At 59.2% G+C, this 13,192-nt stretch carries 13 protein-coding genes; all 13 read right to left on the reverse strand.

The genetic code is table 11. The features are described from left to right. Positions 1–318 (reverse strand): aldehyde dehydrogenase family protein (locus CK498_RS03990; RefSeq protein ID WP_141246911.1); only part of this gene is annotated, 318 nt, incomplete at its 3' end. A 12-nt stretch (positions 319–330) separates the two neighbouring features. Beyond that, on the reverse strand, positions 331–1,002 hold the full coding sequence (locus CK498_RS03995; RefSeq protein WP_229358994.1) for a FadR/GntR family transcriptional regulator: 672 nt from the start codon (positions 1,000–1,002) through the stop codon (positions 331–333). A gap of 179 nt (positions 1,003–1,181) precedes the next feature. Continuing rightward, entirely contained in the window at positions 1,182–2,198 is a 1,017-nt protein-coding gene (yiaK, locus tag CK498_RS04000; RefSeq protein ID WP_095619591.1) for a 3-dehydro-L-gulonate 2-dehydrogenase, read from the reverse strand. Further along, positions 2,195–3,736 carry a tripartite tricarboxylate transporter permease gene (locus CK498_RS04005; protein WP_095619592.1) on the reverse strand — a complete coding sequence of 514 codons (1,542 nt, stop codon included), beginning with the start codon at positions 3,734–3,736 and terminating at the stop codon, positions 2,195–2,197. Before CK498_RS04005 ends, yiaK begins: the two co-directional genes overlap by 4 nt. A gap of 15 nt (positions 3,737–3,751) precedes the next feature. Then, positions 3,752–4,270 carry a tripartite tricarboxylate transporter TctB family protein gene (locus CK498_RS04010; protein ID WP_095619593.1) on the reverse strand — a complete coding sequence of 173 codons (519 nt, stop codon included), beginning with the start codon at positions 4,268–4,270 and terminating at the stop codon, positions 3,752–3,754. 19 nt (positions 4,271–4,289) lie between these two features. Then, on the reverse strand, positions 4,290–5,231 hold the full coding sequence (locus CK498_RS04015) for a Bug family tripartite tricarboxylate transporter substrate binding protein (protein WP_095619594.1): 942 nt from the start codon (positions 5,229–5,231) through the stop codon (positions 4,290–4,292). A gap of 34 nt (positions 5,232–5,265) precedes the next feature. Beyond that, a complete protein-coding gene (locus CK498_RS04020; RefSeq protein ID WP_095619595.1) occupies positions 5,266–6,612 on the reverse strand; it encodes an enolase C-terminal domain-like protein in 1,347 nt (448 codons plus the stop codon). 60 nt (positions 6,613–6,672) lie between these two features. Beyond that, positions 6,673–7,584, reverse strand: a complete 912-nt coding sequence (gene kdgD, locus CK498_RS04025; protein ID WP_095619596.1) for a 5-dehydro-4-deoxyglucarate dehydratase — start codon at positions 7,582–7,584, stop codon at positions 6,673–6,675. Between the two features lie 166 nt (positions 7,585–7,750). After that, the gene (gene sixA / locus CK498_RS04030; RefSeq protein WP_095619597.1) at positions 7,751–8,236 is read right to left on the reverse strand and encodes a phosphohistidine phosphatase SixA; all 486 of its coding nucleotides are present in this window, start codon (positions 8,234–8,236) and stop codon (positions 7,751–7,753) included. After that, the gene (locus tag CK498_RS04035; protein ID WP_095619598.1) at positions 8,226–9,293 is read right to left on the reverse strand and encodes an NAD(P)H-dependent glycerol-3-phosphate dehydrogenase; all 1,068 of its coding nucleotides are present in this window, start codon (positions 9,291–9,293) and stop codon (positions 8,226–8,228) included. The genes sixA and CK498_RS04035 overlap by 11 nt, the downstream gene beginning before the upstream one ends. Before the next feature lie 99 nt (positions 9,294–9,392). After that, positions 9,393–10,835, reverse strand: coding sequence for an NAD(P)(+) transhydrogenase (Re/Si-specific) subunit beta (locus CK498_RS04040; protein WP_095619599.1), 1,443 nt, complete (start codon positions 10,833–10,835; stop codon positions 9,393–9,395). Between the two features lie 16 nt (positions 10,836–10,851). Beyond that, positions 10,852–12,423 carry a Re/Si-specific NAD(P)(+) transhydrogenase subunit alpha gene (locus tag CK498_RS04045; protein WP_095620220.1) on the reverse strand — a complete coding sequence of 524 codons (1,572 nt, stop codon included), beginning with the start codon at positions 12,421–12,423 and terminating at the stop codon, positions 10,852–10,854. A 61-nt stretch (positions 12,424–12,484) separates the two neighbouring features. Next, complete coding sequence (locus CK498_RS04050; protein ID WP_095619600.1) at positions 12,485–13,084, reverse strand: cysteine hydrolase family protein; 600 nt, start codon at positions 13,082–13,084, stop codon at positions 12,485–12,487. Positions 13,085–13,192 lie beyond the last annotated feature (108 nt).

The following is a 13,192-nucleotide window of genomic DNA, read 5'->3' on the forward strand; positions in this document are numbered from 1 at the left end:
GGTGCGGCCGCGCTCGCCCTCGAGGCGCGCCTGGGGCAGGCCGGTCTCGGCCATGCCGCGCTGGGTCAGCTCATCGCCGATGGCCTCGATCTCGCTGGCAATGGTCTCGAGAAAGGTCGCGCGCTCCTCGAGCGTGGTCTCGCGGTAGGCGTCGAAGGCCGCCTCGGCGAGTTCACAGGCGCGCTCGACCTCGGCCTGGCTGCCGCCACGGTAGACCGGCTCGAGGGCCTCGCCGGTGGCGGGATTGGTAGCGCGGATCTCGGCGCGCTCGCCGCTGACGGCCTGCTGGCCGATGAGGAGCTTACCCTCCAGTGACATCATGTTCTCCTTTCATTGATCGCGGTATTTGGCATACATGTTGCGCGCCCGATTGAGGTGCTGGTACATCGTCTCGCGTGCCGCCTCGGCGTCACGCGAGAGGATCGCCTCCAGAATGTAGGCATGCTCTTCCTGCACCCGTTCGAGGTAGCGCGATGAGGCATCGGGGTTGATCTCGATGCTGAGCAGCTTGGCACGTGGAATCACGCTCTGGCTCAACTGCTCGAAAAAGCTGTTGTAAAACGGGTTCTTGGTCGCCTTGGCGATGGCGTGATGGAATTCGTAGTCCTCGACGCGCGCCTGGCTCTTCTCGGCATGCGCCTTGATAAAGGCCGCATGCGATGACTCTAGCAAGACGCGATCGGCATCGTCATGACGCTCGGCGGCCAGCTCGGCAGCGGCCGGCTCCAGTGCCAGGCGCAGTTCGAGCACATGCAGGATGTCCTCGACCGTGGTGGCACTGATGCTCTCGGCCGGCTTGGCTTCAACCGTCGTGGCACGCAGCACCGTCGTGCCTACACCACGACGGGTTTCCACCAGGCCGAGCGACTTGAGATGGGTGATCGCTTCTCTTATCACCGTGCGGCTGACACCGAAGGAGTCGCACAGGCTGTTCTCGGTGGGCAGCTTCTCGCCCACCGCCACCTTGCCCTCGGTAATAAGAGACTCCAGCTGGTCAGCCACATGCACGGACAGACTTCCCTCTCGGGTAACCTTGCGTAGATTCAGTCCGGCAACACTGCTTGCCATAGTCGTTTCCCTGTTCATGAATCGGGCGCCGCCCCACAAAGTATGATGTCATACTATTGTAGCAGCTAAAGAGGCTATGCATCGCCCTCCGAAATGCTCGGTATGCGTGGGAGTCAATCGCCAGCTAACGCTCTGATCTGTTGCCAAATCTCTTCGCTGACGCGGATGACCTGACTATCTCCAACCCGACGCTGGAAGGTTGAAGCACCCGGCCAGCGAACGCTACCGTCAGGGGCGTCCGGTGCCAGTGACGACAAGTGTGACGTCATGCCGTCAACCAACTCATTGCACATCTGACGACCGCCTAGGTGTTCAGGATCGAAGACCATGAATACTTGGCAACAGCCAGTACCACTCCCGCGTTGCAATTCATCGATGCGGTGACCGCTTCGTCCTTGAGCTAGCATCGCCGCCATGGCATCCAAGAGAATGGCAAGGCCGGAGCCTTTCCAATATCCCATGGGGAGCAAGCGTCGTGACGACTGGATTGCCTTGGGGTCACGGCTCAAGTCACCATCGACATCAAAGCCCCCATCGACAGGTAGCGACTCTCCTCGCTCAGCGGTCGATGCCAATCGGCCATAGGAGAATTGCGACATCGCTATATCCAGTACCAACGGAACTGGATCGCCGGGAACGGCAATGACCAGTGGATTGTTGCCTATACTCTGCTCGACAGCCCCCCATGCCGGCATGCAGGACTCAGTATTCGTCCACATGATGGCAGAAAAACCTTGTTCCACCGCATGCCAGGCATAGCTCCCACCTCGCATCCAATGAGTCGTATCGCGTATCGTCACGATTCCAACCCCGTGAACGCGCGCCAATTCCATGGCGCGCTGGGTAGCCAGCATTGCATTCCCGACGCCCAGCCCGAACCCTCCATCATAACTCTCGATTGTCCCCATAGAATGGATGAGCGACAAACTTGTATAGGGGTTCACCCAGCCTCGCTTGATATAGTCAATCAGTCTGGGGATACGGTTAATCCCGTGCGATGCAACACCATCCCTGGTGCTTTCTGCATGTATCCTTGCACAGACGGCAGCATCTTCAGCAGACACACCGGCCCGTGACAATGCACGCTCAATCGTGTCGTACAAAGCATCCAAAGAAACAATGGCACTCATGATGTATGGCGCTCCATACCATTTTCATCGTGTATCATTTTTCTTTCCTTTTCTTTCTTAGACGTACGATAATTTTGCCAAAGAGTGGCTACCAAAAGCAGCAATGCCACCCCAAGAAAAATCACACTTAATGGCCTAGTAAAGAATGGCGTCCAGTCCCCCTGAAAGGTTTGTAGTCCACGGCGAAGATTTGACTCAGCAATAGGCCCAAGAATCAAACCCAATATAACGGGAGCGGTACCGAAGCCATATCGGTTCAGAAAATATCCAAGCACACCAAACGCCAGCATCAGATATATATTGAACACATCACCATCGACCGCATAGACACCGATGAAGCAAAAAACCACGATCGCAGCCAGCAACTGCTTCCTGGGCACCATGAGTACTTTCACAAAGACTTTTATGCCCAGACACATGATGAGCAGCATCGCAAAGTTTGCCACGAGATAGGCCAGGAAAATTCCATATATAGTCCCACTCTGATCCGCGAACAACATCGGACCTGGCGTGATACCTTGGATCATCAACCCACCCAGCAATACAGCTGTTGCTGCCTCACCAGGAATGCCCAACGCCAGAGTCGGTATGAGAGCACCGCCCAGCAAGGCATTATTGGCACTTTCGACGGATACGATACCAGCGCTATGTCCGGTACCGAACTTCTCAGGGTGCTTAGAAAAGCGACGTGCTTGGTCATAAGCAACAAGTGACGCGATGCTACCGCCTGCACCAGGAACCGGGCCAACGACAGAGCCTGACCCAATCCCCGCCAGCAATGCGCGCCAATTACGAAATGTCTCGACGAATCTGGGGCGTGCAAGGTCAATCTTATGCCTGCCTGCTGTAATCTTTTCGGCAGGATCATACTCAAAAGCATTCTTCAATATCTGAGAAATGGCGAACAAACCAATCAAGGCCGGAAGAATGTTGATCCCTGTCAGCAACGACAGCTGACCAAAGGTAAAGCGATCCACGCCGACAATTGGATCAGTCCCTATGGTCGAGGCAAAAAATCCAATCAGACCTGCAATCAAACCCTTGAGAAGAGATTTACCGGCCACTGATGCAATGATTACCAGACCAAAAATACTCAAGGAAAAATATTCTGCAGCACCGAATCTGAGGGCGAACTCAGCAATTGGTGGAGCCAGCAGGCTGAGGATGATCATACTGGCCACCCCGCCTACGAAAGAAGCGACTATAGCCAACCCCAAGGCTCGTCCCGCTTCGCCTTTCTGGGCCATGGGATAACCATCGAAAGTCGTAGCAACAGATGAGGGCGTTCCGGGAATATTCAATAGAATCGCAGGAATAGAGCCACTCACACCAGCCCCACACAGGGCTCCTAACAGCATTCCGATCCCCATCACCGGGGGCATCCCGAATGTAACAGGCAGCAGTAGTGCAATGGCCATGGCTGATGTCAAGCCAGGCAATACCCCCATGATGATCCCCAACAAGGTACCGCCGGCAATCGCCAGCAGAGTACCGAATTGAAAAACCATTGAGAGACCTTCTATATATCCAGCAAGCATGGGAAAGCCTCCAGACTAGTTTGGCAGCGGAATATTAAATAGGGCTGTAAAAATAAAGAATATAGAAGAAGACAATATGATAGAGAACACGAGGTAACTCAAGCCACTTTTCAACTTCTCAACAGAACTCATGTTAGAGAACTCTCCGCTCAACACGACCATGCCAAGCACTGCTAAAAAGCAGAATAAGGTAGTACTCACCAAATAGCCCAAACGTTCGAATATGAGAGCGTAGCCTATAATAAGCACCATGATAAAAAACCATTGAGCCACGGCGCTTTTAGGTCCATCACCGCGTACGCCCTCATCCTTATAATCACGCTCCCGCTGCTGCGATAGCCATTCCAGGCTATCGCGGATGAAACAGGGCACCGCACAAACGAATATCAGCCCTGACAGTAGTTTTGGAAAAAAGGCGGGAGTGATACCTCCCGCCGATGTGATCGATGGAAGAGTAGTAGCATAATAAAAGCCAATTCCTGATGCCACCAAGAGGAAAATATCGAACAAGGGTTTTCCAGTATCTCTATCCATCAGTCAAGCTCCAAAAGAATTACTGTGCAAGATCGCCTGCAGCCTCTCGCATGATCTGTGCAGAGGTGGTGATGAATTCATCAAGTTCATCGCCATAGAGAGGGGCAATGTCTAACCCAAGGTTGTCAGCAGTTTCCTGGAAGGATCCCTCTGCCATGATTTCTTCAATGGCACTCACCCACGTTTCCTTGACATTGTCAGGCAGCCCCTTTGGCCCTGCAATTCCGCGCCAAACAGTCAATGAAAGGTCATAGCCCTCCTCTTTGAACGTCGGGACGTCAGGCAGTGAATCGCTGCGCTCCTCATACGACATCCCAAGCGCCTTGAGACGTCCTGATTGCAGTGGTGAGCGAAGCTCCGCACCACCCAACACTACCCCATCAACGTGCCCCCCCATCGCAGCAGAAATCGTTTCCGAGCCTCCTGGATAAGGAATGATGTTGAATTCAACATCGGCGGCATCGGAGAAGGCGACGGCAGCAATGTGCGCTGACGAACCAACGCCAGATACACCAACCTGTACAGACCTGCCCTCCTGTGCAGCAGTAACCATAGCCTCGAGGCTGTCAAATTCACTGTCCCCGCTGACAGCAACAACATAAGGCTCTTCCAGAACCTTGGCTATAAAGTCGAAGTCTTCGCTGGTGAATGCAACATTCCCCATCGCTTCCAAAGTCTGCAATGCATTACTTGCTGCAGCGAGGGTATAGCCATCTGGATCGGATGCCACTGCCCGAGTGAGGCCTACAGCGCCACCACCACCGGCGATATTGCGAACCACAATATCGGTATCCAGCTTTTCCTCGAGCAATGGCTGAAGTGCCCTGACAAAAGTGTCGTTTCCACCTCCAGCAGAGAAAGGCACAATCACTTCTATATTCTTCTCAGGATATTCAGCCATTGCACTAGCCGCAGCCAATACGGTAAATGCAGTCGCAATACTGACGATACTTTTTTTCATGTCACTCCCCTTTATTGAGCTTGTTAGTCAACCTTTAGCGAACCAAAGCTGGCTTCTTGGGATCGAAAGTCCATCCTTCAATCAGGTACTTCATTGCAGTAGCGTCATCACGAGCGCCACTTGGTAAATTGTTATAAAGCTTATGCGCCTCCTCTATTGCTGACATATCAATATCGACACCTAATCCCGGCTTATCACTAACCGCCAGCTTCCCGTTGACGATCTCTGGCGGATCCAGGGTTAGTCGGCTATCGCCCTCTTGCCATATCCAGTGTGTATCCAACGCCGTAGTATTCCCTATGGCTGCCGCGCCCACCTGGGCAAACATGGCGAGTGATATATCAAAATGGTTATTCGAGTGAGAGCCCCATGTCATGCCATGATCTGCACATAGCTGGGAGACCCTTATGGCACCGGATAGTGTCCAGAAATGCGGATCTGCCAGTGGGATATCTACGGATCTGAGCATTAACGCATGCGCCATTTCTCGCCAATTGGTAGCTACCATATTGGTGGCAATGGGCATTCCTGTCGCATGACGAAATTCTGCCAATATTTCTCGCCCTGAGAACCCTTGCTCTGCCCCACAAGGGTCTTCAACATACGCCAAGATATCCTTGAGATTTCGGCACAGTGCTATCGCCTCCTGCAGCGACCAGGCGCCATTAGGGTCGACTGTAGTGCGCGCCTCGGGAAATGCCTGAGATAACTCAGTGACTATCTCTATCTCTTCAGCTCCAGGAAGCACGCCTCCCTTCAACTTGAAATCTCGGAACCCATAGCGATCCTGGGCAGCCTGTGCAAGCTCGATTACTGTTGATGACGTAAGGGCTTTTTCATCACGCAGTCGATACCACTCATGCTGCTGGCTGGCGCTCCCTGCCCGATATTCAAGCGGGGTCGCCTGCCGCTCTCCAATAAAGAACAAGTAACCTAGCACCTCCACATGGTCGCGCTGCTTCCCATCCCCTAGCAACTCCGCAGCCGGTACACCTAGATGCTTCCCCAGGAGATCGAGTAATGCGGCCTCTAGCGCAGCAACCGCATTCACCCTCAGTTCGAATGTCCAGGCGCCTTGGCCAAAATCTTCATAATCTTTATTCTGGCCATCCTTATTGAGTGAGGCGACCACTTTTTTCACTCTGCCTAGAGAGCTACCAACGACGAATGATTCTGCCTTTTCAAGAGAGCGTTGAATCACCTCACCGCCAGGAGCTTCACCGATACCAACATTTCCAGAGCTATCTTTCAATATCAAAATATTTCTAGTAAAGAAAGGCGAATGAGCACCACCAATATTCAGCAGCATGCTGTCGCGTCCGGCGACTGGAACCACTCTGTACTCTGTAATAACTGGTGTTGAATTACCCGCATCAATCATATTTTCACCTGGGAAGTTTTACAGGCCATTTCAAGACCTCCACAACCGACGCCCTGGAACTTATGAACAGCGCTGGACAAGATCTTTTAAATGTTCGACTTCAGCGTTACTCGGCATTTCCAGCGGCGCTCTTACATTGCCCGCCGGCCTGCCGATGATTGCCGCCCCGGCCTTGATCAGGCTGACGGCATAGCCCGCCTTGCGATCCCGTAGGTCCACAAAGGGTATGAAGAAGTCGTTGGTGATCCGCTTGACCGTTGCGCTATCGCCGTTGCGCAGCGCCTTGTAGAAGGTCACGGCCATGTCAGGCACGAAGTTGAATACCGCAGAAGAGTAGGTGTTCACCCCAATCGAGAGATAGGCCTCGGCGAAGATCTCGGCGGTCGGTACGCCGCCGACATAGACCAGCCGGTCACCCACCGTCTTGACGATCTTGTTGAGCAGTTGGATGTCACCCTTGCCATCCTTGAGGCCTACCAGGTTGGAACACTGGTCGGCCAGCGTCTGCGCCGACTCGGCATTGAGAATGCCGTTGCCGCGGTTGTAGTAGATCATCGCCAGCGAGGTCGAGTCGCAGATCTGCTTGGCGTATTCGACTAGGCCATCCTGCGGGCACTCGGTCAAATAGGGCGGCATCAACAGAATACCGTCGGCGCCCGCCTCTTCCGCGGCCTTAGCAAAGGCCTTGCCGGTTTCCACGCTCAGGCCAGCGCTGGCGATCACCGGCAGCTTGCCATCGACCACTTCGACCGCTGCCTTGACCACTCGACGGAATTCATCGAGTGACAGGTTGAAGAACTCCCCCGTGCCACCGGCGACGAAGACCGCAGAGATATCGTGGCCGATGAACCACGCCAGGCGCTCACGATAGCTCGCCTCGTCGAAGCGGCCTTGCTCATCGAAATCGGTGATGGGGAACGATAACAGCCCATCGCCTACTGCACGTTTCACTGCTTGGTTGGAAAACGTCACCCGTCTGCCCTCTTGCTCTGGAGGCTGAGCGCCCCCGGTTTTCATCGACCGCCGATCCTTGTCGGTGTCATACATCATACAACATACAAGCTAAAGACTTTGGCGATGGCGAACAAGCGGGATGCAGCAATTTCCGACTAAAGTTCAAGCCTGGAAGAAGAGGCGCTCAGCGCAGCTCACCCGGCATCGTCAGGCCGCGCAGAGTGGCACAGCCGGTAGCCCACACTTCCGCCTCGAGGCTGGCTACCGCCGCCGTGGCGAAGCCCAGCCCCCGGCCGCGCGGCCCCTCGACAAGGCAGGCGGTCAGCTCGCCGACCAGCGGCATATGGCTGACCAGCAGCAGCGGCCGGCCGGCATTGGCCTGCAGCCAATCGATGACCACCATTGGCGCGTCGTCCGGCGTGATGCAGTCCAGCGTGTCGAGCTCGCCACCCAGCGTCTCGGCGACCAGCGCGGCACTCTGCTGGGCGCGGGTGAAGGGGCTGGCGACGATGCGTAGCGCCTGGCGCTCGGCGTCGCTCAGCTCATCGGCCAGCCAGGCGGCCATACGCTGCACTTCAGCCTCACCGCGCGACGTAAGGCGGCGCGCGGCATCCGGCACGCCACGGCCGGCTTCGCCATGGCGCATGATCCACAGTCGTTCAATCGCCATCCTTGGCCTCCCGGCGGCGTGCCTGCTTGACGTCCTCGCGGGAGAGGATGAACTCCACGTCGCTGCTCTGCTCGCCCTGCATCAGCATCTTGGCCATCTGACGCGCCGGTACGTCGTTGAACAGCACCTGGTAGAGGCCTTCGGCCAACGGCATGTAGATGCCTTCGGCGTTGGCCTTGTCGCGCACCAGGCGCACGGTGTTAACGCCCTCGGCGACCTGGCCCAGTGCCTCGACGGCCTCGTCCAGGGTGCGCCCCTCGCCCAGCGCATGGCCGACCCGGTAGTTGCGCGACAGGTTCGACGAGCAGGTGACGATGAGATCCCCGACGCCGGCCAACCCAAGAAAGGTCATGGGGTTGGCGCCCTCCTCCACGGCGAAGCGACTCATCTCGGCCAACGCCCGGGTCATCAGCATACTGCGGGTGTTCTCACCCATGCCGAGCGCCGCGGCCATGCCGGCGGCGATGGCATAGATGTTCTTGAGCGCGCCGCCCAGCTCGACCCCGTAGCGGTCATTGCTGGCATAGACCCGAAAGTAGTCGCAGCCGAGCACGCTCTGCACCCGCGCGCGGGTCAGCGGGTCATCGCTGGCGATTACCGTGGCGGTGAGCTGCTTTTGCGCCACCTCGGAGGCCAGGTTGGGCCCCGAGAGCACGCCGATATGGCCAAAGCCAGTCTCCTCCTCGAGGATCTGGCTCATCAGCTTGAACCCCTCCTCCTGGATGCCCTTGGTGGTACTCACCAGGATCTGCTCGGCATTCAAGTAGGGGCGCGCCTGGCGCACCACCTCGCGAAACGCCTTGGAGGGGATCGCCACCAGCACCAGCTCGGCGGCGTCGAGCACCTCGGCCATATCGCTGCTGGCGTGCACCGCGGGGTTGATGGCGTAGTCCGGCAGGTAGCGCGAGTTGCGCTGGTCGCGGTTGATCTCCTCGGCCAGTGCCGCGTCGCGCAGCCACTGGCGCACCGCACAGCCGTTGTCGGCGGCGATGCTGGCCAGGGCAGTGCCGAAGCTGCCGCCGCCGAGCACCGCCACTCGCGTGGGTTGTTGTGACATGGTCGCCTCTGAGCCTATTGAGGTTAACGTTACGCCGCATGGTAACCAAAAACGCCCCTCGAGAGGGGCGTTGGTGGGCAAAAGATCGCGGCATGGGGCCTATTCGATCAGCGGGATCAACGTATCGATGCTGTCCCGCGCATCGCCGTAGAGCATGCGCGTGTTGTCCTTGAAGAACAGCGGGTTCTCGATGCCCGAGTAGCCGGTACCCTGGCCACGCTTGCACACGAACACCACCCGCGAGCGCCATACCTCGAGCACCGGCATGCCGGCGATGGGGCTGTTGGGATCCTCCTGGGCGGCGGGATTGACGATATCGTTGGAGCCGATCACGATCACCACGTCGGTGTCGGGGAAATCGTCGTTGATCTCGTCCATCTCCAGCACGATATCGTAGGGCACCTTGGCTTCGGCCAGCAGCACGTTCATGTGCCCCGGCAACCGGCCGGCCACCGGGTGAATGGCGAAGCGCACCTCCTTGCCCGCCGCGCGCAGCTTGCGGGTCAACTCGCTCACCGCGTTCTGGGCCTGGGCCACCGCCATACCGTAGCCCGGCACGATGACCACGCTGTCGGCGCTGTTGAGCGCCGCGGCTACGCCGCCGGCGTCGATGGCCACCTGCTCGCCCTCGATCTCCGCCGCCGGCCCGCTGGTGCCGCCAAAGCCGCCGAGGATCACACTGAGGAAGTTGCGGTTCATCGCCTTGCACATGATGTAAGAGAGAATCGCCCCGCTCGAGCCGACCAGCGCACCGGTAACGATCAGCAGATCGTTGGAGAGCGTGAAACCGATGGCCGCCGCCGCCCAGCCGGAGTAGCTGTTGAGCATCGATACCACCACCGGCATGTCGGCACCGCCGATGCCCATGATCAGGTGATAGCCGATGAAGAACGACAGCGCCGCCAGCACCAGCAGCGTCCAGAAACCGGCGCCGTTCAGGTAGGCGATCGCCAGCAGCAGGCACAACCCCGCCGCCACGGCATTCAGCAGATGGCCACCGGGCAGCTGCTTGGGCTTGCCATCGACCTTGCCGGCCAGCTTGCCGAAGGCGATCACCGAGCCGGTGAAGGTCACCGCACCGATGAAGATGGCGAATACCACTTCGAGCTGCAGGAAGGTCAGCTCGTCGGGCGCCTTGGTGGCGACCAGCGCGGCGAAGGCCGAGAACTCCTCGGCCGCCCCTTCGGTGGCGCGTACCGCCAGCACCCGGCGCCGCTCCAGGTCGGCGCTCCAGGCCACGAACACCGCGGCCAGGCCGACGAAGCTGTGCAGCGCCGCGACCAGCTGCGGCATCTCGGTCATCGCCACGCGCTTGGCGACCCACCAGCCGATCACCGCGCCGGCAACGATCATCGGGATCATTAGCCAGTAGGCGCCGATGCCCGGCCCCAGGGCGGTGAACACCACCGCCAGCGCCATGCCGACGATGCCGTACCACACTGCCCGCTTGGCTTTTTCTTGATTGCTCAGCCCGCCCAACGACAGGATGAACAGTACACTCGCCGCAATTGCCGCGGCAGATACGAATCCTTGACCCAACATAGTCTGTCTCCGCCGCTCAGGATTTCTGGAACATGGCCAGCATCCGGCGTGTCACCAGGAAGCCACCGACGATATTGATCGTTGCAATCAGCACCGAGATCGCGGCCAGCAGCACCACGACCCAGTTGCCCGAGCCGATCTGCAGCACCGCGCCGAGGATGATGATCCCCGAGATCGCGTTGGTGACTGCCATCAGCGGCGTGTGCAACGAATGACTGACGTTCCAGATCACCTGAAAACCGACGAAGCAGGCCAGCACGAAGACGATCAGGTGCTGCATGAACGACGCCGGGGCGATCTGCCCGAGTAGCAGCATCAGCGCCCCGCCGGCGCCGAGCAGCGTCAGCTGGCGCTTGGTCTGGGCCTTGAAGGTGGCAAGTTCGGCGGCCTTCTTCTCCTCCGGGGTCGGCGCTTTCTCCTTGGGCTTGGGTTTGGCCGCGGCAATCGCCTTGACCTTGGGCGGCGGCGGCGGGAAGGTCACCTCGCCCTGGTGGGCCACCGTGGCGCCGCGGATCACGTCATCTTCCATGTCGTGGACGATGGCGCCGTCCTTCTCCGGCGTCAGGTCGGTGAGCATATGCCGCACGTTGGTGGCGTAGAGCAGCGAGGCCTGGGTCGCCATGCGCGAGGGGAAGTCGGTATAGCCGACCACCACCACGCCGTTGTCGCTGACCACCCGCTGGTCGGGCTGGGTCAGGTCGCAGTTGCCGCCCTTCTCGGCGGCCAGGTCGATGATCACCGAGCCCGGTTTCATTGCCGCGACCATGTCCGCCAGCCACAGCTTAGGGGCCGGCTGGCCGGGGATCAGCGCGGTGGTGATGACGATATCCACCTCCGGCGCCTGCTCACGGAACAGCGCCAGCTGCTTCTCGCGGAACTCGGGGCTGGAGGGCTTGGCGTAGCCGCCGCTCTCGGAACCGTCGGCGCTGTCATCGAAGTCGAGGAACAGGAACTCGGCGCCCATGGATTCGATCTGCTCGGCCACTTCGGGGCGCACGTCAAAGGCGCGTACCACCGCGCCCAGGCTGGTCGCGGTGCCGATGGCGGCGAGCCCCGCCACCCCGGCGCCGATTATCAGCACCTTGGCCGGGGGCACCTTGCCGGCGGCGGTCACCTGACCGGTGAAGAAGCGCCCAAAGTTGTTGCCGGCCTCGATCACCGCGCGGTAGCCGGCGATATTGGCCATCGAGGAGAGCGCATCCATCTTCTGGGCCCGCGAGATGCGCGGCACCATGTCCATGGCGATCACGCTGGCGCCGCTAGCCCGGCAGCGCTCCAGCAGCGCCTCCTGCTGGGCCGGCCAGAAGAAGCTGATCAGCGTCTGCCCCTCGCGCAGCAGGTCGGCCTCGGCCCGCGACGGCTCGCGCACCTTGATCACCACCTCGGCCTCGCGCCACAGTGCCTCGGCGCTATCGACCAGGGTAACGCCGGCCTCGCGGTAGGCGTCGTCGTCAAAGCCGGCGGCCAGGCCGGCGCCGCGCTCCACCAGGCACTCGTGGCCGAGCTTGTGGATGTGTCCAGCGCTCTCCGGGGTCAAGGCCACTCGGGCCTCACCGGCAAACGTCTCCTTGGGTGCTCCAATTTTCACGTGCATTCCCCTCCTTGTCATCGAAGCTAGGCGTGATGGCGTATTGTTGTGGGTCGAGCCGTCAGTAGTGCCTGACGACCTCCAGGGTCGAGGCGATCTCTGCATATTCGCCGTCGAGCAGTGCCAGGTTCAAGCGGTGCACTTCTTCGGCAGGCCAACGCTGGCCGTGGCGATCTTCCACCGCAAAGGTAGCGCAGGCATCCTCGACCACGCTGACGGCGAAGTCGAGGCAGGCAGCATGACGCACCGTGGTGCTCACTGAATGCGCGGTGGCGACACCGGCCACGACCAGACGCGCCACGCCGTAGCGGCGCAGCCAGCTTTCGAGGTCGGTGCCGATGAAGGCGCTGTTGACGTGCTTGGTGACCACGCGTTCGCCCTGTCGTGGCATCACGCACGCCTTGAAGTCGGCACCGGGCTGGCCCGAACGATAGGGCGAGCGCGGCGTGCGCGAGAAGTGTCGCACGTGCACGATATTGCCGTTGCCACCGCGCCAGCAGGCCAGCAGATCGGCCAGCCGCGCCTCCATCTCGGGATTGTTGCGCTCGCCCCAGTAGCGGGTGTCGTCGATGGCCTGCTGGACATCGATGATCATCAGCGCCGCACCCTCGTCGCGGGCATCGCAGATGCGTAGCTTGGTCTGGCCGACCTGACGATTCATTGCGCTGCCTCTTGCGGGAATTCACTGCAGCATAGGCGTTGAACGGCGACTCTGCCGACCGCCCAGCCAACGCGTGCGACATTCGCTGCCCCAGACGCAGAAGGCCCC

Origin of the sequence: Halomonas salipaludis, from assembly GCF_002286975.1 — a bacterium.
GTDB lineage: Bacteria > Pseudomonadota > Gammaproteobacteria > Pseudomonadales > Halomonadaceae > Franzmannia > Franzmannia salipaludis.

What these genes read in the sequence shown, in the direction of transcription:
- yiaK (WP_095619591.1), bottom strand. Translation starts at nt 2,198, where the DNA reads ATGAGTGCCATTGTTTCTTTGGATGCTTTGTACGACACGATTGAGCGT.
- CK498_RS04005 (WP_095619592.1), bottom strand. Translation starts at nt 3,736, where the DNA reads ATGCTTGCTGGATATATAGAAGGTCTCTCAATGGTTTTTCAATTCGGT.
- CK498_RS04010 (WP_095619593.1), bottom strand. Translation starts at nt 4,270, where the DNA reads ATGGATAGAGATACTGGAAAACCCTTGTTCGATATTTTCCTCTTGGTG.
- CK498_RS04015 (WP_095619594.1), bottom strand. Translation starts at nt 5,231, where the DNA reads ATGAAAAAAAGTATCGTCAGTATTGCGACTGCATTTACCGTATTGGCT.
- CK498_RS04020 (WP_095619595.1), bottom strand. Translation starts at nt 6,612, where the DNA reads ATGATTGATGCGGGTAATTCAACACCAGTTATTACAGAGTACAGAGTG.
- sixA (WP_095619597.1), bottom strand. Translation starts at nt 8,236, where the DNA reads ATGGCGATTGAACGACTGTGGATCATGCGCCATGGCGAAGCCGGCCGT.
- CK498_RS04035 (WP_095619598.1), bottom strand. Translation starts at nt 9,293, where the DNA reads ATGTCACAACAACCCACGCGAGTGGCGGTGCTCGGCGGCGGCAGCTTC.
- CK498_RS04040 (WP_095619599.1), bottom strand. Translation starts at nt 10,835, where the DNA reads ATGTTGGGTCAAGGATTCGTATCTGCCGCGGCAATTGCGGCGAGTGTA.
- CK498_RS04050 (WP_095619600.1), bottom strand. Translation starts at nt 13,084, where the DNA reads ATGAATCGTCAGGTCGGCCAGACCAAGCTACGCATCTGCGATGCCCGC.